This is a genomic window from Azotobacter vinelandii CA (genome assembly GCF_000380335.1).
Classification (GTDB): Bacteria; Pseudomonadota; Gammaproteobacteria; order Pseudomonadales; family Pseudomonadaceae; genus Azotobacter; species Azotobacter vinelandii.
The window spans coordinates 1,715,887-1,738,856 of record NC_021149.1; the positions used below are offsets into that span (position 1 = coordinate 1,715,887).

The 22,970-nt window shown below is 66.1% G+C and carries 20 protein-coding genes; 11 read left to right on the plus strand and 9 right to left on the minus strand.

Annotated elements, in window-relative coordinates; all coding sequences use genetic code 11:
- The first annotated feature begins 7 nt into the window (after positions 1-7).
- On the plus strand, positions 8-1,216 hold the full coding sequence (locus AVCA_RS07915) for an OprD family outer membrane porin (RefSeq protein WP_012700355.1): 1,209 nt from the start codon (positions 8-10) through the stop codon (positions 1,214-1,216).
- 4 nt (positions 1,217-1,220) lie between these two features.
- Here AVCA_RS07915 and AVCA_RS07920 read toward each other — a convergent pair whose 3' ends face one another.
- Both AVCA_RS07920 and AVCA_RS07925 read right to left on the minus strand, forming a co-directional pair.
- Positions 1,221-1,856 carry a response regulator gene (locus AVCA_RS07920; protein ID WP_012700356.1) on the minus strand — a complete coding sequence of 212 codons (636 nt, stop codon included), beginning with the start codon at positions 1,854-1,856 and terminating at the stop codon, positions 1,221-1,223.
- On the minus strand, positions 1,853-2,923 hold the full coding sequence (locus tag AVCA_RS07925) for a PAS domain-containing sensor histidine kinase (protein ID WP_012700357.1): 1,071 nt from the start codon (positions 2,921-2,923) through the stop codon (positions 1,853-1,855). The genes AVCA_RS07920 and AVCA_RS07925 overlap by 4 nt, the downstream gene beginning before the upstream one ends.
- 197 nt (positions 2,924-3,120) lie before the next feature.
- Between AVCA_RS07925 and AVCA_RS07930 the strand changes: the two genes are divergently transcribed.
- The 9 genes from AVCA_RS07930 (at position 3,121) to AVCA_RS07970 (ending at position 15,544) form a co-directional block, all read left to right on the plus strand.
- Positions 3,121-5,214 (plus strand): 3-hydroxyacyl-CoA dehydrogenase NAD-binding domain-containing protein, encoded by a 2,094-nt coding sequence (locus tag AVCA_RS07930; RefSeq protein WP_012700358.1) that lies wholly within the window; start codon positions 3,121-3,123, stop codon positions 5,212-5,214.
- A complete protein-coding gene (locus tag AVCA_RS07935; RefSeq protein ID WP_012700359.1) occupies positions 5,211-6,392 on the plus strand; it encodes an acetyl-CoA C-acyltransferase in 1,182 nt (393 codons plus the stop codon). The genes AVCA_RS07930 and AVCA_RS07935 overlap by 4 nt, the downstream gene beginning before the upstream one ends.
- Entirely contained in the window at positions 6,389-8,044 is a 1,656-nt protein-coding gene (locus AVCA_RS07940; protein ID WP_012700360.1) for a long-chain-fatty-acid--CoA ligase, read from the plus strand. Before AVCA_RS07935 ends, AVCA_RS07940 begins: the two co-directional genes overlap by 4 nt.
- Positions 8,041-9,825: an acyl-CoA dehydrogenase gene (locus tag AVCA_RS07945; protein ID WP_012700361.1), complete on the plus strand. Its 1,785-nt coding sequence runs from the start codon at positions 8,041-8,043 to the stop codon at positions 9,823-9,825. Before AVCA_RS07940 ends, AVCA_RS07945 begins: the two co-directional genes overlap by 4 nt.
- Before the next feature lie 19 nt (positions 9,826-9,844).
- Positions 9,845-10,267 (plus strand): PaaI family thioesterase, encoded by a 423-nt coding sequence (locus tag AVCA_RS07950; RefSeq protein ID WP_012700362.1) that lies wholly within the window; start codon positions 9,845-9,847, stop codon positions 10,265-10,267.
- Between the two features lie 308 nt (positions 10,268-10,575).
- Positions 10,576-12,225: an electron transfer flavoprotein-ubiquinone oxidoreductase gene (locus tag AVCA_RS07955; RefSeq protein ID WP_012700363.1), complete on the plus strand. Its 1,650-nt coding sequence runs from the start codon at positions 10,576-10,578 to the stop codon at positions 12,223-12,225.
- A 31-nt stretch (positions 12,226-12,256) separates the two neighbouring features.
- Positions 12,257-12,808 (plus strand): hypothetical protein, encoded by a 552-nt coding sequence (locus AVCA_RS07960; protein ID WP_012700364.1) that lies wholly within the window; start codon positions 12,257-12,259, stop codon positions 12,806-12,808.
- Positions 12,805-14,115, plus strand: a complete 1,311-nt coding sequence (locus tag AVCA_RS07965; RefSeq protein WP_012700365.1) for a ParA family protein — start codon at positions 12,805-12,807, stop codon at positions 14,113-14,115. Before AVCA_RS07960 ends, AVCA_RS07965 begins: the two co-directional genes overlap by 4 nt.
- Positions 14,102-15,544, plus strand: a complete 1,443-nt coding sequence (locus AVCA_RS07970) for a hypothetical protein (protein ID WP_012700366.1) — start codon at positions 14,102-14,104, stop codon at positions 15,542-15,544. Before AVCA_RS07965 ends, AVCA_RS07970 begins: the two co-directional genes overlap by 14 nt.
- 38 nt (positions 15,545-15,582) lie before the next feature.
- Here AVCA_RS07970 and AVCA_RS07975 read toward each other — a convergent pair whose 3' ends face one another.
- Positions 15,583-16,845, minus strand: coding sequence for a NupC/NupG family nucleoside CNT transporter (locus tag AVCA_RS07975; protein ID WP_012700367.1), 1,263 nt, complete (start codon positions 16,843-16,845; stop codon positions 15,583-15,585).
- A 224-nt stretch (positions 16,846-17,069) separates the two neighbouring features.
- Here AVCA_RS07975 and AVCA_RS07980 point away from each other — a divergent pair, with 224 nt between their 5' ends.
- The gene (locus AVCA_RS07980; protein ID WP_012700369.1) at positions 17,070-17,492 is read left to right on the plus strand and encodes a hypothetical protein; all 423 of its coding nucleotides are present in this window, start codon (positions 17,070-17,072) and stop codon (positions 17,490-17,492) included.
- A gap of 190 nt (positions 17,493-17,682) precedes the next feature.
- Here the strand turns inward: AVCA_RS07980 and AVCA_RS07985 are convergent, their stop codons facing one another.
- From AVCA_RS07985 to AVCA_RS08010, 6 genes are all read right to left on the minus strand, one after another.
- Positions 17,683-18,504 (minus strand): cytochrome c oxidase assembly protein, encoded by an 822-nt coding sequence (locus AVCA_RS07985; RefSeq protein WP_012700371.1) that lies wholly within the window; start codon positions 18,502-18,504, stop codon positions 17,683-17,685.
- A 6-nt stretch (positions 18,505-18,510) separates the two neighbouring features.
- Entirely contained in the window at positions 18,511-18,969 is a 459-nt protein-coding gene (locus tag AVCA_RS07990; protein WP_012700372.1) for a DUF2243 domain-containing protein, read from the minus strand.
- Positions 18,970-19,184: 215 nt separating this feature from the next.
- Positions 19,185-20,435, minus strand: a complete 1,251-nt coding sequence (gene phnA / locus AVCA_RS07995) for a phosphonoacetate hydrolase (protein WP_012700373.1) — start codon at positions 20,433-20,435, stop codon at positions 19,185-19,187.
- A gap of 32 nt (positions 20,436-20,467) precedes the next feature.
- Positions 20,468-21,277, minus strand: coding sequence for a phosphonate ABC transporter, permease protein PhnE (gene phnE / locus AVCA_RS08000; RefSeq protein WP_012700374.1), 810 nt, complete (start codon positions 21,275-21,277; stop codon positions 20,468-20,470).
- Complete coding sequence (locus tag AVCA_RS08005; protein ID WP_012700375.1) at positions 21,270-22,043, minus strand: phosphonate ABC transporter ATP-binding protein; 774 nt, start codon at positions 22,041-22,043, stop codon at positions 21,270-21,272. Before AVCA_RS08005 ends, phnE begins: the two co-directional genes overlap by 8 nt.
- Position 22,044: 1 nt before the next feature.
- Positions 22,045-22,884 carry a PhnD/SsuA/transferrin family substrate-binding protein gene (locus AVCA_RS08010; RefSeq protein ID WP_236616364.1) on the minus strand — a complete coding sequence of 280 codons (840 nt, stop codon included), beginning with the start codon at positions 22,882-22,884 and terminating at the stop codon, positions 22,045-22,047.
- Positions 22,885-22,970: the final 86 nt, after the last annotated feature.

Here is a 22,970-nt window from a genome sequence, read left to right on the forward strand (position 1 = left end):
ATTGTCCATGCCCGCCAGCGGGGACTTCCTGGCCGATAGCAAGGCTACCCTGACATTGCGGAATTTCTATATGGATCGCGACTACAAGGGCGACGCCACGCGTTTTCAGTCGCAGTCGCGTCAGGCGGAATGGGCACAGGGTTTCATATTGAATGTTCAATCCGGTTATACCGAAGGACCTGTCGGCTTCGCCGTCGGCCTGACGAGCAAGACCGGCGTCAAGCTCGATTCCTCCCCCGATCGCGTGGGCACCGGCTTGCTCGCATATGGGCCGGATGGCAAGGCGGAGAGCAGTTACAGCCAGTTCGATTTCGTCCTCAAGGCGCGCGCCGCGCAGACCGAACTGGCCGTCGGCGGTCTGACGCCCATGGTGCCGATACTGGTTTCGCCGACGGTGCGCCTGTTTCCGCCGGTGTTTCGCGGCGCGCAGATGAAGTCGGGGGAATTTCGCGATCTCACCCTGCACGCGGGCTATTTCGATCGCATCGAGGAGCGCAACTCCACCAACTTCGAGGCATTGCGGATAGCCAGCCCCTGGGGGCGTTTCGAGTCCAGCGCCGAGGGCAGTCACTTCGCTTTCGTCGGCGCCGATTACCGTTGGACTCCCGGGCTGGTCACGAACCATTACTTCGGCTATCTCGACGATGTGTACAAGCAGCATTACCTGGGCGTGCAGTTCAGCCATGCCCTGGGGCCCGGCAAGTTGCAGCATGATTTTCGCTATTTCTCCAGCAGCGAGCAGGGCGAGGCGCGGGCCGGGGATATCGACAATCGCTATGCGGGATTTTTCTCGACCTACAAGTACAAGGGGCATGCGTTCGGCGCCGGTTACTACCGGATTTTCGGCGAACACGGGTTCGTCGGCATAAACGCGACCTTCACGCACACGCACAGCCAGGGACTACTCGACGGCGAGATGGGCAACCCGGACGAGCGGGTATGGCAGGTGCGTTACGATTACGACTTTGCGGCAAGCGGGTTGCCCGGCCTGCTGGCTACGTTTCGCTATGCCGATGGCAGTCACATAAACATGCCCGCCTTCAGTGCCAGCAGGGCGCACGAAAGCGAGCGATATCTGGAGCTGTCCTATGTGATCCAGTCGGGGCCGCTGAAGGATATGGCGTTTCGCGTTCGCCAGGCCGATTACCAGAGTAGTTATTCCCGCGATGTGAACGAGTTGCGGATAAACATGGACTACACCATCGCCATCTGGTGATCCGCTACTCGATCAATATTCCGTGACGTATCGCGTATTGGATCAGCTCGGCGTTGTTATTGACCCCGAGCTTTTCCATTATCCGGGTCTTGTAGGTGCTCACGGTCTTGACGCTCAGGAGGATACGTTCGCCGATCTCGGTGAGTCTGGCGCCGGTGACGATGAGGTTGAATATCTGCATTTCCCGATCCGTGAGGCGAAGATGCGGCTGGTTCGCGAATCGCTCGTCGGCGACCTGGGCGGGCGTGGCCGATGGATGCGAGGCATCGTATTGTCCACCCTTGGCGACGGTTTTCACCGCCCGGAGCAATTCGCCGGGCTCGACATCCTTCGATAGATATCCACTGGCCCCTTTTTGAAAGGCCACGGCGGAAAACTGCGCGGCCGGGTACATCGAGATCATCAGCACGGGCAGCCTGGGCCAGTCGTGTCGGATGCGCGAAAGAAGTTCCAGCCCGCTGCGGCCCGCCAGGTTGATATCCACGATGGCGACATGGAAGGTCTGTCGACGCAGGATTTCCATGGCTTGCGGAAGCGAAGCGGCTTCGCCTTCCACGGCTATTTTTCGATCTTCGGACAGCAATCGACTCAGGCCGGAACGGAACAGTTGGTGGTCGTCGACGATGAGGACGCTGATCATGCCTTGTCTTCCTGAAGCGGAATCTGCAAATGCAGTCGAGTGCCCCGTGCCGTGCCGCTGATTTCCAGCATGCCGCCGACTTCGGCCGCACGCTCTTTCATGCTGAGCAGTCCCAGGGAGCCTTCGCGGGGAAAATTGGCGTGCAAGCCCTGGCCGTCGTCTTTTATTTCCATATGGAATAGTTGTCGGTCGAGGCCGACATCGACAGTCACGATTTCCGCCTGGGCATGTTTGGCTATATTGGTGAGCGCTTCTTGAAATATTCGATAGACGGCCAGGGATTTGCTGCCGCCGAGATTCAGGGCGGTGCAGCTCGTATGGAAATCGCCGTTCAGGCCGGTTCGCCTGCAGAATCGCTCGAAATCGTTTCGAAGTGCCGCATCGAGGCCCAAATGATCCAGGACCGCGGGATAAAGTTGCTCCGATATTTCCCGCACCATATCGATGCCTTCCTGGCTGAGGCCGAGTATGCTTTCGATGATTTCCAGTGTTTCCGGATTGTCGGCGCGTTGTTTCAGACGGTTGGTGTCCAGCTTTATCGATGTCAGCACTCCGCCCAGGACGTCATGTATTTCACGGGCTATCCTGGCCCTGAGTTGTTCGGCGAGTTTGTTGCTGTGGCGGGCGAGAATGCGCAGTTGTTCGCGTGAATTCCTGAGTTCCTGTTCGTAGTTGTGGCGGTCGGTGATGTCGATGGCGACCCCGGCCACTGCCGGGCGGCCCTCCAGTTCGGTATAGCTGCCGTGAACTTCCAGATAAATGGGTTGCCCGTCGCTTTTGCGGGCGCAGACCTTGTAGCGCATGCTGCCGCCCTGGGCGATGCGCGTGTGAATATTCCGCATGACCTGCATCAGATGGTTCCTGTCGAGGAAGTCATGCAGGCTGCGACCTACGAAGTCTTCGATTTTATAGCCATTCAATTGCGCGAAGGCGTTGTTCGAATATTTGAGCCTGTTGTCCTGCAATATATAGATGCCAACCAGCGACTGTTCGATCAACGCCTGGTAGGGTGGTCGGATGGAGTCTGTTTCGTTGTTTGTCGGGGCCGGTTCTTTATTGTTATCCATGCCTGTGTCCTCGTTGACGCAAGACCGATCATAATGCGCCGCCTGGATTTTGCTACCGGTTTTTCGTCGTTAGGAATTTTCCTACAGACGCCGGATGACCCTGCATTCGAGAATCGCCCCGCAAGAATAAGAAAGTGGCCAACTAGCCGACTCCAGAATAGACAGGTCATTAGCATCCTATGAACAACAATGCTTATATGCTGCACGACGGTGTGGCGGTGCTATCGCTCGATCGTCCTCCCATCAACAATCTTTCCTTCGAATTGCGGACTCATTTATTGCAGGCATTGGATGCCGCCAATGCTGATCCGGCGGTCGAGGCCATAGTGCTCCATGGCAACGACAAGGTGTTTTCCGGCGGGGTCGACATCAATGAATTCGGTTCCGATCTGGCGACCCGCAGTCCTTCCCTGCCGGAATTGATCCGCGCCGTGGAAAACAGCCGCAAGCCCGTGGTGGCCGCGCTGGGCGACCTGTGCCTGGGCGGCGGGCTCGAACTGGCGCTCGGCTGTCATTACCGGGTTTTCTCCGCCTCCGCCAGGATCGGGCTGCCGGAGGTGACCCTGGGGCTGTTGCCGGGCGCCGGCGGAACCCAGCTTCTGCCGCGGGCCATCGGGCTCGATGCCGCCCTGAACCTCATCCTCTCCGGGCGGCAGCAGGCGGCGGCGGATTTCCGGGACACGGCCCTGGTCGACGAACTGGCGACGGAGGATCTGCGCGCTGCGGCCGTGGATTTCGCCCGCCGCCTGTCGGCCGACACGGTCCCCTGGCCACGCCTGCGCGATCGTCCGCTGCGCGTGGAGGTCGAGGACGAACTCTATATCCATTTCGTCCGCGACCGGCTCAAGGGCCAGAAGGGGCAGGGGCCGGCGCCGCTGGCCGCGCTGGAGGCCGTGGCCGCCGCCGGGCGCCTGCCGGTGGACGAGGGGCTGGAAGAGGAAGGTCGCTTGTTCGCCGGGCTGCATGCCGGTCCGCAGTCGCGCGCCCTGTGCCATGCCTTCCTGGCCGAGCGGGCCGCCGGGAAGATTCCCGGCATCGACGACTCCACGCCGACGATTCCGGTCGAGCGGGTCGGCGTGGTGGGTGCCGGCACCATGGGCACCGGCATCGCCATCGTCTTTCTGAACGCCGGTTTCGAAGTGGCGCTGCTGGAAAGCGGCGAACAGGCCCTGGAACGGGGTCTGGCCGTGGTCCGCGAGCACTTCGCCGGGCTGCTGGCGAAAAAGCGCCTGGACCAGGCGCAGTGCGATGCCCTGCTCGGCAAGCTTTCCGGCAGCCTGGACTATGCCGCGCTGGGCGATGTCCAACTGGCCGTCGAGGCGGTGTTCGAGGACCTGGAGGTCAAGCGCCAGGTGCTGCGGCGGCTGGACGAGGCGCTGCCGGACGGCGCGATCCTCGCCAGCAATACCTCCACGCTGGACCTGAACCTGCTGGCCGAGGCCACCTCGCGGCCGGAGTCGGTGGTGGGCCTGCATTTCTTCAGTCCGGCCCAGGTCATGCGCCTGCTCGAAGTGGTGCGCGGCCGGCGCACCGCCGACTCCGTCATGGCCACGGCCATGCGCCTGGGCAAGCGCCTGCAGAAGGTGAGCGTGGCGTCCGGCGTGTGCGACGGTTTCATCGGTAACCGCATGCTCAACGAATACCTGCGCGTCGCCGGCCTGCTGCTGGATGCCGGCGCCTTGCCCTGGCAGATCGACCGGGCGCTGGAGACCTGGGGCATGGCCATGGGGCCGTTTCGCATGTGCGACATGGCCGGCAACGACATCGGCTGGGCGATCCGCAAGCGGCAACGGGCGGCCGATCCCGGCCTGCGCTTTTCCGCGACGGCCGATCTTTTATGCGAGCAGGGCCGTTTCGGGCAGAAGACCGGCAAGGGTTGGTACCGCTACGAGGCGGGGCGGCGCGGCGGTACTCCGGACCCGGAAGTCGAGCGACTGATCGACGCTTATCGCACCCGCGCGGGGCTGCTACCGCGGACGATCGGCGACCGGGAAATCGTCGAGCGCTGCATCTATGCCCTGGTGAACGAGGGCGCCCGCCTGCTGGAAGAGGGCATCGCATTGCGGGCATCGGATGTGGATGTGGTTTATCTGGCCGGTTACGGCTTTCCCAGGTTGCGTGGTGGCCCGATGCACTATGCCGAGGAGCAGGGCCTGGCCAATGTCGTACGGCGCATGCGCGAGTTCGCGTGCGAAGAAGGGGGCGACGCGCGTTTCTGGACGCCGGCGCCGTTGCTGGTGCGCCTCGCCGAACACGACCTCGGCTTCGGCCGGGCGGGAGAACTGCAATGAATGACGCCGTGATCGTTTCGACTGCGCGTACCGCCCTCACCAAGTCCTGGCGGGGCGCTTTCAACATGACCCATCCCGTGACCCTCGGCGGACATGTCGTGGAACAGGCCATCCTGCGCGCCGGCATCGAGCCGGGCGAAGTGGAGGATGTGATCATGGGCTCGACCTTCCTGGAAGGGCCGGCGGGGATGAATATGGCCCGCCAGATCGCCCTGCGTGCCGGCTGCCCGGTGACCACCGGCGGCCTGACCATCAACCGCTTCTGTTCCACCGGGCTGCAGAGCATCGTTCTCGCCGCGCAGCGGGTGATCGCCGGCGAAGGCGACGTCTACGTGGCCGGCGGCGTGGAGTCGATTTCCCTGGTGCAGAACGACGCCAACTTCGCGCTCCTTCAAGAAGCCTGGATCCGCCAGCACAGGCCGGCGGTGCACTGGGACATGCTGCGCACCGCGGAAACCGTCGCCGCCCGCTACGGCATCGGCCGCGAAGCGCAGGACCGCTACGGCGTCGACAGCCAGTTGCGGGCCGCCGCCGCCCAGGCCGAAGGGCGCTATGCCGAGGAAATCGCGCCGCTGACCACCGTCATGGGCGTGTTCGAGCGCGACAGCGGGCATTTCGCCCGCCGGGAAATCACGGTTTCCCGCGACGAGGGCATCCGGCCCGACACCACCTACGAGTCCGTCGCCGCCATTCCGTCCGTGGTGCCGGGCGGGGTGATCGCCGCGGGCAACGCCAGCCAGTTCTCCGACGGGGCTTCCGCCTGCGTCGTCATGAACGCGGGCCTGGCCGAACGGCGCGGCCTGCAGCCTCTGGGCCTGTTCCTGGGCTTCGCGGTCGCCGGCTGCGAGCCGGACGAAATGGGTGTCGGCCCGGTCCATGCGGTGCCCAGGCTGCTCAGGCAGACCGGCCTGGGCGTCGACGACATCGGGCTCTGGGAACTCAACGAAGCCTTCGCGGTGCAGGTACTTTACTGCCGCGACCGCCTGGGCATCGACGAGCGGCGCCTGAACGTCAATGGCGGAGCGATCGCCCTGGGACATCCCTACGGCATGTCCGGCTCGCGTCTGGTCGGCCACGCGCTGATCGAGGGACGCCGCCGCGGCGTGAAATACGTGGTGGTGACCATGTGCATCGGCGGTGGCATGGGCGCCGCGGGACTCTTCGAGGTGCTGCCATGACACGCTTGCACTTCAAACACTGGCCCCGCCACCTGCCGCTGCATCTGTCCTATCCGGCCACCGGCTTCACGGAGCATCTGGAAACCAACGCACGGCGCTATCCGAACAAGGTCGCGGTCGACTTCTATGGCCGGACCTTCACCTACCGGGAGCTGTACGAGCGGGTCGAGCGCCTGGCCGGCCATCTGCGCCACCGGGCCGGCGTCGAACCGGGGGATCGGGTCCTGCTCGACATGCAGAACAGCCTGGCCTACATCGTCGGCTTCTACGCGGTGCTGCGCGCCGACGCGGTCGCGGTGCCGGTCAACCCGATGAACCGCAGCGAGGAACTGGCCTGGTATCTGGAGGACACCGGGGCGAAGGTGGCGCTGGTGGGGGCGGAGCTGCTCGAACACTTCCTGCCCCTGCGGCGCGACGGCGCGCCGGCGCATCTGATCGTCGCCCGCTACGCCGACGACCTGCCTGCCGAGGCGGATTTGCCGGTGCCCGACGCGCTGCTCGCGGCGCCCGAGGCGCGGGACCACGACGGTGTGGTCTCGCTGCGCACGGCGCTGGAACATCCGCCGCTGGCCGAGCCGGCGCGCCACTGCGGCGAGCAACTGGCCGCGCTGCTCTACACCTCGGGTACCACGGCGCATCCCAAGGGCTGCATGCTGAGCCACCGCGCCCTGAATGCGCAGCTCGTCACCCAGGCCAATTGCAACCCCTGGAGCAACGAGGCGCGCGTCCTGTCGGTGGTGCCCTTCTTCCATGTGACCGGGATGATCGCCGCGATGGGCCTGCCGCTGTTCCTCGGCGGCACGCTCCATCTGATGTCCCGCTGGGACCGCCTCTGTGCCGTGCAGGCCATCCACCGGCACCGGATAACCCACTGGTGCAACATCCCCACCATGGTGGTCGATCTCCTGGCGCTGCCGGATGTCGAGCAGTACGACTTCTCCTCGCTGGTCTGCGTGTACGGCGGCGGCACCAGCATGCCGCTGGCCGTCGCCGAGCGCTTCTTCGCCCTGACCGGTCTGGAATACCAGGAAGGCTGGGGGATGACCGAAATGGTCGCCGGCGTGCACCTCAACCCCTATGGCCGCAGCAAGCGCCAATGCCTGGGCGTGCCCATGTTCGAGGTGGATACCCGTGTGCTGGACCCGGACACGGGCGGCGAACTGGGCATCGGCGAAAAAGGCGAACTGATCTCGCGCGGCCCCTGCATGTTCAGCGGTTACTGGAACAACCCCCAGGCGACCAGGGAGGCATTCGTGGAGTTCGACGGCCAGCGGTTCTTTCGCACCGGCGATATCGGCTACTACGACGAAGAGGGCTACTTCTTCATGGCCGACCGGCTGAAGCGCATGGTCAACGTTTCCGGCTACAAGGTCTGGCCTTCCGAAGTGGAAAACATCCTCTACCGGCATCCGGCCATCCAGGAAGCCTGCGTCATCGCCTGCAACCGCAACGATCGCGGCGAAACGGTCAAGGCCCTGGTGGCGCTCAGGCCGGGGGCGACGCTGGCGGCGGAGGAATTGATGGACTGGGCCCGCGAGCACATGGCCGCCTACAAGATTCCGCGGGCGGTCGAGTTCGTCGACGAACTGCCGAAGACCGGCAGCGGCAAGATCCAATGGCGTTTGCTGCAGGAACAGGAGAACAAGAAATGAGTCGTTACGAGGCGCCCCTGGAAGACCTGAATTTCATTTTCGAGCATCTGCTGGACAACGAACGGCTCGTCGCCTTGCCCGGCTTCGAGGATCTGTCGACGGAACTGATCGGCGCCATCCTGGAGGAGGCCGGCAGGTTCGCCTCCGGCGTACTGGCGCCGCTGAACGCGACAGGCGACCGGGAAGGCGTGCGCTGGAGCGACGGCGAGGTCGCCACGCCCGAGGGATTCAAGGAAGCCTATCGGCAGTATGTCGAATCCGGCTGGAACAACGTCGCCGTGGAGAAGGAATACGGCGGCCAGGGGCTTCCCTACGCCGTCTCGATGGCCATCGGCGAAATCATGATGGCGGCCAACAAGTCCCTGGTCATGTGCCCCGGCCTCACGCTCGGCGCGATAGAGTCGCTCTGCGCCGCGGCCTCGCCCGAGCAGAAGGCGCTGTACCTGCCCAACCTGGTCAGCGGCCGCTGGAGCGGCACCATGAACCTGACGGAGCCCGACGCGGGCTCCGACGTCGGCGCGCTGCGCTGCAAGGCCATCGAACAGGCCGACGGCAGCTACCGGCTGCACGGGCAGAAAATCTTCATCAGCTACGGCGAGCACGACCTGACGGAAAACATCGTCCACCTCGTGCTGGCCCGCACGCCGGACGCGCCGGAAGGTGTGAAGGGCATCTCGCTGTTCCTGGTACCCAAGTTCCTGGTCAATCCGGACGGCAGCCTGGGCGCGCGCAACGACGTGCGCTGCGTGTCCACCGAGCACAAGCTGGGTATCCATGGCAGCCCGACCTGCGTTCTCGCCTACGGCGACCGCGAGGGCGCCACGGGCTACCTGGTGGGCGAGAAGAACAGGGGCCTGCAGGCCATGTTCGTGATGATGAACATGGCGCGGCTGATCGTCGGCCTGGAGGGCGTGGCCCTCTCCGAGCGCGCCTATCAGCAGGCGCTGGACTATGCCCGCGAGCGCATCCAGGGTGTGGATGCGCTCAGCGGCGAGCCGGTAGCCATCGTCCGGCACCCGGACGTGCGCCGCATGCTGCTGAGCATGAAGTCGCAGATCGAGGCCATGCGGGCGCTTTCCCTGGTCATCGCCCAGGCGCAGGATCTGGCGCAGCGCCATGCCGACCCCGAAGTTCGCCGCCGCAACCAGGCGTTCGTCGAACTGCTGACCCCGGTATTCAAGGCCTGGGCGACGGAAAACGGTATCCGGCTCACCCAACTGGGCGTGCAGATCCACGGCGGCATGGGTTTCGTCGAGGAGACCGGCGCCGCCCAGCATCTGCGCGACGCCGTCATCGGCGTGATCTACGAGGGCACCACGGGCATCCAGGCGGCCGATCTGGTCGGGCGCAAGCTGGCGCGGGATGGCGGCGCGGCCTTCGCCGCGCTGCTGCGGGACATGTCCGACGTGGCGGAGGAACTGCAGCGCCATCGGGACCTGGGCGACATCGGCAGCGGCCTCGCCGGGGGCATCGCCAGCCTCCGGCAGGCGGGCGAGCACATCCTGCCGCTGTACCGCGACGACGCCCAGGCGGCCCTGGCGGTTTCGGTGCCCTTCCTGATGCTCGCGGGGACGGTCGCCGGTGCCTGGCAGCATGGCCGCGGCGCGCTCGCCGCGGCCCGGCTGATCGAGGCGCGCGGCGAACCCGGCGCGTTCCTGAAAGGCAAGCTGGTGAGCGCGCGCTTCTACGTCGCCCATGTCCTCGTCCAGGCGCTGGCGCTGGCGGAGACGGTCCGCTGCGGTGCGGCGCCGGTGGCCGAATCGGCCGATTTCCTGTGCTGAACGACCCGGAGGCATGACGATGGAAAACCGCGCACAGACCTGGTTCGACGCGCTATTGGCCGGCCGGCAACGCTGGCCGGTCTACGACCTGCTGCAGGGCGAACTGGTCGCCTGGGAGGCGGGAACCCTGGTGTGCCGCTATGTCGCCAGCGAGGCGTTCGCCAATCCGACGGGGCATGTCCAGGGCGGAATGCTCGCGGCCATGCTGGACGACGCGATGGGAACCCTCGCGCAATCGCCCCTGGCCGCGGGGCAGTTCGCCTCGACCCTGTCTCTCACGGTGTCCTTCCTGCGTCCGGCCCGGCCGGGTCCGGTGCGGGTCGAGGCGCGCTTCGTGCGCCAGGGCAGCCGGATACTCAATGTCGAAGGCCAGGCGCTCCAGGACGACAAGCCGGTCGCCCAGGCCGTCGCCGTCTCCCTGGTCGGCCAGGCGGGCGGCTGAGCCGGCCGCCCGCTGGCCGAAGCCATCCACCGTGCGGCGTTGCCTGGCGTGGGAGTCAGTAGGGTGGAAAACCGCGCAGCGTTTTCCACCAGCCGCTGCCCGCCACGGCGGATGGCTTCGGCCATCTGCCCTACGGCCGTGGGAGGGGATTCATCCCCGAACGATCCGCCCTGCGGGTCGCCGACATGAGTTTGCCGCGCCGTCGCGCGGGTCGCGAATGCATCCGCTCCCACCGATGGCACGGCGAGAGGGTTGGTGCCGCGCCGTGGCCGTCGACTCACAACAACAAGATCGAGGAGAAACGCACCATGCGCGAAGCCATGGAATTCGACGTGGTCATCGTCGGCGCCGGCCCGGCGGGCCTGTCCGCCGCCTGCCGGCTGATGCAACTGGCCAACGAACAGGGCCGGCCGCTGGAAGTCTGCGTGGTGGAGAAGGGCTCCGAGGTCGGGGCGCACATCCTCTCCGGCGCGGTGTTCGAGTCCCGCGCCCTGGAAGAACTGTTTCCCGACTGGCGGGAACGCGGCGCACCGCTGCACACCCCGGTCAGCGCCGACGAGGTCTACCTGCTCAAGGACGCCGAACGGGCGCTGAAACTGCCCGACGCGCTGCTGCCGAAAAGCCTGCACAACGCCGGCAACCACATCGTCAGTCTCGGCAACCTGGTGCGCTGGCTGGGCGAGCAGGCCGAGGCGCTGGGCGTGCAGGTGTTCCCCGGCTTCGCCGCCGCGGAAGTGCTCCACGACGAAAACGGCCGGGTCAGGGGCGTGGCCACCGGCGACATGGGCGTGGCCGCCGACGGCAGCCACAAGGACGGCTTCATGCCGGGCATGGAACTGCACGCCCGCTACACCCTGTTCGCCGAGGGCTGCCGCGGCCACCTGGGCAAGCAACTGATCGAACGCTTCGGACTGGCCGGGGACACCGACCCGCAGCACTACGGCCTGGGCATCAAGGAGCTGTGGGACATCGAGCCGTCCCGCCACCGGCCCGGGCTGGTGATCCACGGCGCCGGCTGGCCGCTGGACAAGGACAGCGGCGGCGGCTTCTTCCTCTACCACGCCGAGAACCACCAGGTGGTGGTCGGCCTGATCGTCGATTTGAACTACGCCAACCCCTGGCTGAGTCCCTTCGACGAGTTCCAGCGCCTCAAGCACCACCCCGTGCTGAAGCAGTACCTGGAAGGCGGCAAGCGGGTCTCCTACGGCGCGCGGGCCATCGCCAAGGGCGGCTTCAACGCCCTGCCGGAGATGGCTTTTCCGGGCGGCCTGCTGCTCGGCTGCGACGCCGGGACCCTGAACGTGGCGAAGATCAAGGGCAGCCACACGGCGATGAAATCGGGGCTGCTGGCGGCGGAGACGGTGTTCGCCGCGCTTCTGGAGGAACTGCCGGACAGCGCCTGGGCACCGCGCTGGAAGGCGGCCTTCGAGGCCTCCTGGTTGCACGAAGAACTCCATCGCTCGCGCAACTTCGGCCCGGCGCTGCACCGGCTCGGGCCGCTGGCCGGCGGGGCGTTCAATTTCGTCGAACAGAATGTCTTCGCCGGCCGGCTGCCGTTCACCCTGCACGACCGCGAGGCCGACCACGCCCGGCTGCGCCCGGCGGCGGAGTGTCCGCCCATCGTCTACCCGAAGCCGGACGGGGTGCTGGGCTTCGACAGGCTCGGCTCGGTGTTCCTCTCCAACACCAACCACGAGGAGGACCAGCCCTGCCACCTGCGGCTGGCCGACCCGGCCATCCCGATCGGTCGCAACCTGCCGCTGTACGCCGAACCGGCGCAGCGCTACTGCCCGGCGGGGGTGTACGAGGTGCTGGGGGAGGAGCAGGGCGGACCACGGCTGCAGATCAACGCGCAGAACTGCCTGCACTGCAAGACCTGCGACATCAAGGACCCGGCGCAGAACATCGTCTGGACGACGCCCGAGGGCGGTGGCGGGCCGAACTATCCCAATATGTAGGTGCCCAGCCATCGAAGCGGGCCAGGGCCCGATGCGCGAACGCAAGGCGAAGCGGGAAAAGACAGGAACACCAGCCTCGACGGCCGGGGTGCGGCGCTGGACAATAGCGCTCGTTTTCGCCGCCCGGCCGACAAGGTTGGGGCAGGGCGCCATGAACCAGGGCACGATGGATATGGATACGGACTTTCTCGACGCGCACCGGCGGCATTGGGAAGATGCCGAACTGTTGTACGAAACGGCCCGTTGGGCCAACGCGGACCACCTGTACGGCATCGCCGCGGAGTGCGGACTGAAGCGTTTGATGCTGGCCTTCGGCATGCCCGTCAAGAATGGCGAGCCCGACCACAGGGATCGCAGGCATGTCGACGAGATATGGGCGCGCTACGAGGCTTATCGTTCGGGCCATGCTTCGGGGGCCCGCTACACGCTGGCGACGAACGTCTTCACCGATTGGAAGGCCGCCCAGCGTTATTCCCACCGGCGCCATTTCGACCAGGACCGCGACCGCGTACAGGCCCATCGTGCGGGCGCCGACGGCGTTCGCGGGCTGATCGGGCAAGCCGAGCGGGAGGGGTTGCTATGAGCACCTTCGACCGGATTCTCCCGGAGCTGGCGGCGATCTTCCATGCCCACGCGGCCGCTGTGCGACGCCTGGCGCCCCTGTTGGTGAATCGCGACCTGAACGGGCGCGTGCGGCTGATCGTCGCCGAAAGATGGCGAGCCGACCGGGAGGCATTGCAAACGCTCGATGCTCTGGCCCGCGAGATGCGCGACAGGCTCGGCCCGCATGCTTTCGAGCCCGAACGCGCCGTGTTGTTCGAGGAGAATCTCGATGCGGTGCGCCAGGGCGCGCCGGTCCTGCCGCTCGAAGGTTTCGATGGCGTGTCGGTGGTCGATCGACTGGCCACCGACGGGAGCTGGTCGAGCATCGTCCCGGTCGGCCAGGGCGTTCCGCGCATCGTGTTTTTCTCGATCAAGGGCGGTGTCGGTCGCTCGACGGCGCTGGCCGCGACGGCCTGGGCGCTGGCTCGGCAGGGCCGGCGGGTACTGGTGCTCGACCTGGATCTCGAATCGCCGGGACTGTCCTCGTCGCTGCTGCCGGACGAGCGGCGGCCGACCTTCGGCATCGCCGACTGGCTGGTGGAGGACCTGGTGGACAACGGCGACGCGGTATTCGCCGACCTGTTCGCCACCAGTCCGCTGTCCCACGATGGCGAAATCTACGTGGTTCCGGCGCATGGCGCCGATCCCGGCGACTACGTGGCCAAGCTGGGGCGCGTCTGGATGCCGAAAGTGTCCGGAGCGCGGCGCGAAACCTGGTCGCAGCGCCTGCAACGTTTGCTGGATGCACTCGAAGCCCGCTGGCGGCCGGATGTGGTGCTGATCGACTCGCGTGCCGGTATCGACGAGGTGGCGTCGGCCTGCGTGACCGGTCTGGGCGCGCAGCGGGTGATGCTGTTCGCCCTCGACGGCGAACAGACCTGGACGGGCTATCGCATCCTGTTCCGCCACTGGCGCACCTCCGGCGTTGCCCGCGATATCCGCGAACGCCTGCAACTCGTCGGTGCCATGGTTCCCGAACTGGCGGGCGCGGAATATGTCGCCGGCGTCCGGGAGCGGGCCTGGGACATGTTCGCCGAGGAGCTCTACGACGAGGTACCGGCCGGGGAGCCGGTCACCGGCGACACCTGGAGCTTCGACGAGTCCGACGAGGGCGCCCCGCATTATCCGTGGACGATTCGCTGGCATCGGGGCTTCGCGGCCCTGCAATCGCTGCATGCGCGTTTCGTGGCCGTCGATCCGCAGGAGGTGGAATCGCTTTTCGGCCCCGTCATCGACGGGCTGGCAAATTTCGTGGACGGTACGGGAGAGTTCCATGGCGAGCGCTGACGCCCAGGCGATCCGGCAGGCCATCGTCGAGGCGCTGCCGCTGGCCACCTCGAATCATGGCGAGGAGCCCGACCGGCGGAATCTGTACGTTCCTCCGGCGCACATCAAGGCGCTGCGCCTCGAATGCAATCTGGTGGTCGGTGCACGTGGGGTAGGCAAGTCGTTCTGGACGGCGGCGCTCGGTTCGCAGCCGCTGCGTGCCTCGTTGGGGCAGGCGGTGAGCGAGCTGGAGCGTACCGACGTGCGCATCGGATTCGGCGTGAATCCGGATATCGATGCCTTTCCCGACGGCGATGTGTTCTCGCAACTGATGGCGAACGGCTGCACGCCCTACGATGTCTGGCGTGGCGTCGTGGCCCGCTGGCTCGCGGACATCGTCGGCGAGAGCCTGCCGAGGGATGCCTGGAGCGATACCGTCGCCTGGGTCAAGGCGAATCCCGAGCCGCTCGCCAGGCTGCTCCAGCGGGCGGATGGAACCTTCCGGAGCGGACAGCGCTTCGGCCTGATCGTCTTCGACGCGCTGGACCGCACCAGCAGCGACTGGGCACGGATGGACGGCATAGTGCGCGACCTGCTCAGGGTCGTGCTCTGGTTGAGATCCTGCCCGAACCTGCACGCCAAGGTCTTTCTCCGCGAAGACCAGTCGGATCGCACCATCACCGATTTCGCCGACGCTTCCAAACTGCTTTCCACCAAGGCCGAACTCACTTGGGCGCCGCACGACCTGCACGGATTGCTGTGGCAGATGCTCTGCAATGCGCCCGGTGTCCACGGCGAACGGATGCGCGGGCTTTACGCGACCATCGTCGGCAGTGCGCCGCGCCAGCATCTCGGTAGCTGGCATCTGGCCGAGGAAGTGAAGCGCGAAAGTGCCAAGCAGCGCGATTTGTTCGAGGCGCTGGCGGGACGCTGGATGGGGCGCGACCGCCGTCGCGGGGTTCCCTACGTCTGGTCCGTGAGTCATCTGGCCGACGGGCGCGGACGTACCTCGCCACGCTCCTTTCTCGCCGCCATCCGCCAAGCTGCCGAGGACTCGGTCGAAAAATACCCCGAGCATGCGCATGCCCTCCATTACGAGAGCATCAAGCGAGGCGTGCAGAAGGCTTCGGAAATCCGTGTGGACGAGATGGCCGAGGATTATCCCTGGGTGACGCGCGTCATGGGCCCTTTGCGGGGTTTGACCGTTCCCTGCGAATTCGAGACCGTCGAAGGGCGCTGGAGCGCGGAGTTCCCGGATGGGCCGGCGGCGGCGTCCGGTGCCAGGCTGCCGCCGCAGCACGGCGAGCGCGGCTGGTTCGGCGTGCGCGGCGACCTCGAGCGCCTCGGGGTATTCGAAACCATGAAGGACGGCCGCGTGAATCTGCCGGACCTGTATCGGGTCGGGTTCGGGCTCGGTCGCCGGGGAGGCGTCAAGCCGCTCGACAGGTAGGGCGATGGTCGGTCCGCCGGCCGTTCGCCATCGGAGCGTCAGATGACCAGCCCCACCACCGCCCCCGTCATCAGGGTCGCCAGCGTTCCGGCGTAGAGGGAGCGCAGCCCGAGGTCCACGATTTCGCCGCGGCGTTCCGGCGCCAGCACGCCCAGGCCGCCGATCAGGATGCCCAGGCTGCCGATGTTGGCGAATCCGCACAGCGAATAGGTCATGATCAGCCGGCTGCGTTCGCTCAGCGCGCCTTCCGGCAGGCCGGCGAGCCGGATATAGGCGATGAATTCGTTGAGTACCGTCTTGACGCCCATCAGCGCCCCGGCGGTGATGGACTCGGCCCAGGGAATCCCGGTCAGCCAGACGATGGGGGCCATCGCCCAGCCGAGCAGGCGTTCCAGCGTCAGTGGCGCTCCGGCGATCTCCGGTATCCAGGCCAGCCCCAGATTGGCCAGGTGCACCAGGGCGACCAGGACCAGCAGCATGGCGATGATGTTGAGCCAGAGTTGCAGGCCGTCCAGGGTGCCGCGGGTCACCGCGTCCATGGCGCTGTGGTAGCGGAGCCGCTCTTCCTCTGGCAGGGCGGATGGCTGCCGTGCCGCCGCCTCTCGCTCCGGCGGAATCATCACATGGGCGATCAACAGCGATGCCGGCGCGCTGATCAGCGAGGCGATCAGCAGGTGCCGGACCGGATCGGGAATGCTGCCTTCGAGAAGCGTGGCATAGAGCACCATCACGGTTCCGGCGATGGTGGCCATGCCGGTGACCATGACGGCGAACAGTTCGCTGCGCGACATGCCCGACAGGTAGGGGCGGATCAGCAAGGGGGCCTCGGTCATGCCGACGAAGACGTTGGCGGCGCTGGCGAAGCCCACGGCGCCGCCGATGCCGAAGGTTTTCCGCAGCAGCCAGGAGAATCCCCTGACGATCACCGGGAGGACTCGCCAGTGAAACAGCAATGCCGACAGGGCGCTGATCACCAGCACCAGCGGCAGGGCCTGGAAGGCCAGCACGAAACCGTTGGGCGGGCTGGTGACGGCATAGGGCGCCGCGCCGCCGCCGACGAAGCCGAAGACGAAGGCGCTGCCGGCCGCGGTGGCCTGTTGCAGGGCCCGCACCAGGGCGTTCAGCGGTTCGAACAACTGGCTGGCGCCGGGAAATTTCAGCAGCACGGCGGCCAGTCCGAACTGGCAGAGAAGCCCGGCGACGATCACCCGGGGACGCACCCGCGAGCGTCCTTCGCTGATCGCCCAGGCCAGCAGAATCATCACGGCCAGTCCCAAAAGCCCCTGAAGTATGGTGAACATGCGCTCGCTCTCCCGGTGATCGATCCCCCGTCGTCCGGGGGGAGCGCCAGTGTATCCGCGGTGCGGGCCTCGTTGCTCGCCCGGCTGCGGTTCCGGAGCGATCGCGGGGCTGCTCCGCCCTTGCCGAATGCGGGACAATGCGGCACGCCGGACCGGCCGGCAGCCCCACGACTACGGAGATCCCCATGAAACACAACGATCGGACGGACGCGGCATGGACGCGCATGTGCCAGGCCGCCGGGCTGGACCCGGCGCGGCGGCTGGCGGCGCGGCAGGCGATCCTGCGCGGCGCCGGGGCGCTGGATTGCAGCGTCTACCGGCCGGACGAGCACGACCCGGAAGCCGAAGAGGAAGACCTGGGCGATGCCAAGATCCTCTTCACCGGGCCGTTCCAGGCGCCGGAGGACTGGGACGAGCTGACCCGCGCCGACTACTTCGACGGGAGCGATCCGGCGCTGTTCGTCACCGCCCTGGTCGAATGCGCGGCCGAGCCGGGCTCGCGCCGCTTCTTCGCGGTCGAGGCCGGCGATTACCTGGCGGCCACGCTGGATTCGGGCGCGGTGACGATGTTCTACGTGTACGAGTGCGACGAGGACGAACAGGGCCGGCGCTGTGTGCTGATCCGCGACGACGAGGCGCTGCTTTGAACGGCTGCCGGGTGCCGTCGCTCCTTCGGGAGAAACCGTGCGCGACCACGGCAAGGCTTCCCGTGCCGGGCATCGCCGCGTTCATCTGGCGCGGGCCGGGCTGGATGGCGGGGGAGCCGGATGCGTCGAGTCCGCCGCGGTTCGCCGACATGCTGCGGCGGGCGCTGCAGCGCCTGCGGGAGAGCGGAGCCTAATCGCTGCCGGGCAGCGCATGCCGATCGTCGATGCGCCCTGGGAAAGCGCGCGTCGGTACCCGGCGGAACCAGAGCGTGAAGAGGGCGATCGCCAGCAGCAGTTCCGCCACGTCCCCGCCGTAATACATGAGCTGCGCCGCGGCCCGTATCTCGCTCGGGGGATGCGCCGTGCCCCGCGGGAAACCATAGGCGTACATGAGCTTGCCGAGCGTCGCATGCAGGGCCGTGCCGAGAAACAGCACGCCGAGGCGTAGCCACGGGCCGGGACGGTGCGGCGTGGGATCGGGGCCGGCGATGGCCCAGGTGAACAGGTAGCCGGACAGCAGGAAATGCAGGTGCACCAGGAAGTGCACGAGCGGATCGTGGGCGCTGAGGACGAACAAGGGCGTCAGGTAGAGCAGGTACATGCCGCCGATATCCAGCACCAGCGCGGTGAGCGGATGGATCAGCGTCCGCAGCGGACGGCTATCCAGGAAGGCCAGTAGGATACGCGTCGCCCGTATCGGCAGAGTGCGCAGCAGTAGCGTGCCGGGTGCGCCCAGGACCAGGCCGAGGGGGACGAACATGCCCAGCAGCAGGTGCTGGAGCATATGCCCGCGCAGGTCGGCCTGGGCGAAGGCGACCACGGGCGGCGCCAGGGCCAGGCCGAGCAGGGCGGTACCGAGGGCGAAGCTCAGCGTGCGCCAGGGGCTCCAGCGCCGTCCGGCGCGTCTTGGGCGCAGGGCGGCAAACGCATAGAGGCCGAGCAGCAGGGCGGGGAAGAGCAGGGCCGGGACACTGTCGGCGTGGGCCGGGGCATGGACGGCGGCGTGTTCCATGCGCCCTCAGCCCGGCCGGCCGCCGGCGCGCGGCCTGCCGAGCAGCAGCCCGATCAGCAGTAGCGCCGCGCCCGAGGCGTTCCAGACGAGGTCGTAGGTCAGCAGGTTGTCGATACCGTAGCGGATCTGGTGCAGCCGCAGCACCTTGTGGTCGACGATGCCGTCGAACAGTTGGAAGCCGCCGAGGCCGATGAAGAGGCCGGCCCAGGCGGCGGTCGAGGCGAGGGCCCGCCTGCCGCGCAGGTCGATCAGCATGAAGAAACCGGCCACCAGCACGATCAGTTCGGCGGAGTGCAGCAGACCGTCGGAGAACAGCGCGATCTTCGGCGTGGCCAGGTCGTAGAAATGGTGCCAGCCGAGCAGTTGGTGGAAGATGATCTCGTCCACGCCGGCCATGAGGCCGATACCGATCAGGACGCTGGCCAGCATGGATCTGTGGATGTCGGTCTGCAACGGAACGCTCATCGCTTTCCCCTTTGCTCGATCTCGTGCTTTCCCTGTGAGAAAGGCGCGCCGGGGCTTGGTTCCGGGCTGTCGATGTCCGGTGTCGGACAGCCGCGCGGACGGCGGCCCCGCGAAATGGAAGAGAACCCGCAGGGCCCTGGCCGAACCGGATGCCGGACGGACGGGAGAGCGAGGGAGAGGCATGGATTCATGGCATCTCCCTCCGGTTGGCGGGCTCAGAGCGTCCCGTTGATGGCGAACTCGAAAATCCGGTAACTCTTGATTTCCGAGTGGGCCACCTGCTGTCTGTATTCGCTATTGAGAGGGCGGTTCAGAATGAACGGAACCCTGGTTTCGGTGAGCCCGCCATGGGTGCGCAGCCGATGGCCTTTCAGGCCGCTCAGGTCGTGCAGTCTGGCGGAGCTGCCGATGCACACGTCTTTCCTGGCAATCACCGCGACATCCGCCTCCCGGTCTTCCGGCAGATCGAACAGCCGGCAGGCAGTCGCCTTGTCCAGCGACAGGTCGACGCCTTCCAGTGCGGCGATCCGCTCGATGATCGCCGCTACGCTGACGTTTCCCCTGCTCCAGACACGCACGAAGCCGCCCAAGGCGCCGTGATGCGCCACGAAGGCATCGGTGATCGGGCAGATGACCGTGGTTTCGCCGGCGCCGAATTCGGCATCGAGAATGTCCTGCAACCAGATCACGTTCGGCTCGCCGGCGGCATCGCTCTTGTCGCTCATACCGTGGTCGGCGGTCAGGCCCAGCACGATGTCCTCCTGCGCGAGGCGGCCGAAGGCATCATCGAGTCGCTGGTAGAAATGGCGGGCCTGCGCTTCTTCGGGCGCCCACTTGTGCTGGACGAAATCGGTCAGGGACAGGTACATCAGATCGGGGCGCCGATCCTGCAGCAGCCTGATGCCCGCTTCGAGCACGAACAGGGAAAGCTCCATCGAGTACATGTCCGGCTTGGGCATGCCGACGTATTCGAGCACCTTCTCGATGCCGTTTTCCGCCAGCGTGCAACGATCCGCGAATTCGGACGAGAACGATACATGGCCCTGGCCGACATCCAGCCCCTTGCCGAGCTGACGCCGCAGCTTGTCCTTGGCGGTGATGGACACGACCCTGGCGCCCGCCTCGGCGAAACCGGCCAGGATGGTTTCGCCGCGCAGCAGTTCCGGCCCGGTCATCACGACCGGCTCCCAGGTCTGCGTATCCAGGTAGAAGTTCCCGGAAATACCGTGCCTGGCGGTCGGCACGCCGGTGATGATGGACATGTTGTTCGGGCAGGTGAACGATGGCATGGAGCCGGTCGCCACGGCCGAATACCCTTCCTGAACGAAACGCTGGATGTTGGGCAGCGCGCCATCGGCAAGGAAGCGCCGCAGATATTCGGGATCGCCGCCATCGATGCACACCACTACCACGGGGCGTTCCGGCCAGCGGTAGACATTGCCGTTGACACTCACGAAACGATTCATTTCTTTCCTTCTTGTCGAGGCTCGAAAGCGGCTCACTGCCGTTTTTTGAGAAGAGACATGCGGGCGCGCGAGGAGACCTTCTCCACACCCAGTACCAGCAGGAAGATCGTCAGGATGATGGTCGCCGCCTGGTCGAAGCGAAACAGCTCCATCGAAGTCGCCAGCTCGGCTCCGATACCGCCCGCACCGACCAGTCCCAGGACGACGGAGGAGCGTACGGCCTTTTCCAGGGCGAACAGGCCGGTGTTGACGAGACTGGGCATGGCCATCGGCAGCGTGGCGCACACGATCACCGACAGTCTGGATGCACCGATCGCGGCCAGCGCTTCAGGGGGGCCGTCGTCCACTTCTTCGATGGATTCGGCGAAGAACCTGGCACAGAAGCCGATGGTGTCCATCACCAGGGTCAGGGTGCCCGCGAACGGGCCGAGCCCCACCGATGCCACGAAGAACAGGGCCCAGGCCAAATCGGGAGTCGTGCGGATGAAGCTGACCAGGCTGCGAATGACGGAGCGCACGGTGGCGTGCGGCGTATGGTTCCGCGACATCAACACGGCCAGCGGCAGGCTGACGAGGATGCCGATGAGCGTGCCGACCAGTGCCATCTGGAAGGTGACCAGCACCGAGTGCATCATCGGGACGATGCGGTCGGTGGCGGGCGGCACCATCTCGGAGGCGATCTTTGCCATGTTCGGCAAGCCCGTCAGCAATTCCGGCACGGAAATGCCCGCTGCCGAAATCGACCAGGCGAGGAAGGCCACGAAGGCCACGAGGATCAGCAGCGAGCCGGCCGACGGGCGCTCGAACCGCGCGGGCGGGTTCGTGTAGCGTTGCTCACTCATACATCCCCCGCAATTGCCGGGCGCTCAGACTGTCGCTGGACGCATCCAGGCCCAGGCGGAAATCCTGGAGTCCCAGAACGCGATCCGCGTAGCGCAGAGCGTGTTCCAGATGATGGGTCACGAAGAGCAGGGTGAGCGACTCGTCGCACGCCAGGTCCGAGAAGACTTGCATGACGTCTTCCCCGGCCTGCGGGTCGAGACTGGCGACGGGTTCGTCGGCGAATATCATCTTCGGCTTCTGCATCAGCGCGCGCGCGATGGCCACACGCTGCGATTGCCCGCCGGACAGCTCATCGGCCCGGCGTTCGCAGAGGTGGCCGAGTTTGACCCGTTCCAGACAATGCAGGGCGTAGTTCCGGTGCTCGTCGGTCGCAATACCGTGAAACCACATGCGCGGCGTGCGCGCCCAGGCCATGCCGCCGTGCAGCACATTGGTCAGCACGGAAAGACGGCTGACCAGGTTGTGCTTCTGGAAGACGAAGCCGACGCGGGCGCGTGCCTTGGCCAGTTCTCTGCCGCGTAATCCGCTGAGACTCCGATCGCCGAAAAACACTTCTCCCGCGTCGGGTTCGATCAGACGCATGCAGCATCGCAGCAAGGTGCTTTTGCCGGCGCCATTGCCGCCGATGATCGCCACCCGCTGCCCGTGCGGAATATCGAATGAAATGTCGGACCACACGGGAGCGGCGGCGCCTTCGAAACGCTTGCTCAAGCCGCGGACGCGCAACGCCGTATCGCCGGCGGGTTTGTAGGTAGCCTCCAGCATTTCAGTCACCGATGAATTCCGAATATTCGGGATAGCCGGCGGTGCGATACATGGAGCGCACGATGTCGTAGTCCTTGTCCGCGATCGTGGTCAGAAAACGCATGCCCTGGTAACGCTTCACATGTTCGGCACCCTGCCCGATGCTGGCGACCAGGGCTTCGGAGTTGTCGACGATGGCTGTGCGCAGTTTCTCGATGGTTCGGGCCGGCACATGCTCGCCCGCCATCAGCAGGTCGTTCGGAAGGTCTCCGCCGCGCACCAGGATGCGGTAGGCGTTCCGCTGTTCCTGCGCTTCTTTCGACAGGAAGTTTTCGAGGTCGGAGCGACCCATGCCGACAGCTTCCAGATCGCCTTTCTTGAGTCCTTCCCAGGCCAGGCGCAGGTTGGTGTTGGTGATCCCGGTGTCCTTGAGAGGATCGAGCCCCGAATCGGCCAGCAACTGGATCGGTCCCAGGTGGCGCGACGTGGAGCCGACCGGTCCCATGCCCACTCGCTTGCCCTTGAGTTCCCGCACCGAAAAGATCGGGCTGTCCGCCTTGACGACGATCAACGAGTAATAGTCGGGGCGGTAGAGGCCCGCGACCACGCTGGCGTTGGCGCGCTTCTGCATCACTACGTACTCGGCCGGCCCGGCCAGCACGAAGTCGACCTTCTTGAAGCGCAAGGCTTCGAGCGCGGCGGTGCGATTGGTGACGGGCAGGAAGTCGATGCCGAGACCGCTGACGCGCTCCAGCTCGCTCTTGAACGGCCCGAACTCCCGTTGCAGCTCCTCGAGGCCGACGAGATCGGTCACGGCCAGCCTGATGTTCTCGGCATGTGCGCTCAGCGCGCCGCCCAGCATGCAAAGCGCCAGGACTGCGCCGGTCAGTAGCTTGTGAAACATGGTGGTTTTCCTGAGAGGGGGGGGAGCCGTGATGGTAGGGAGGC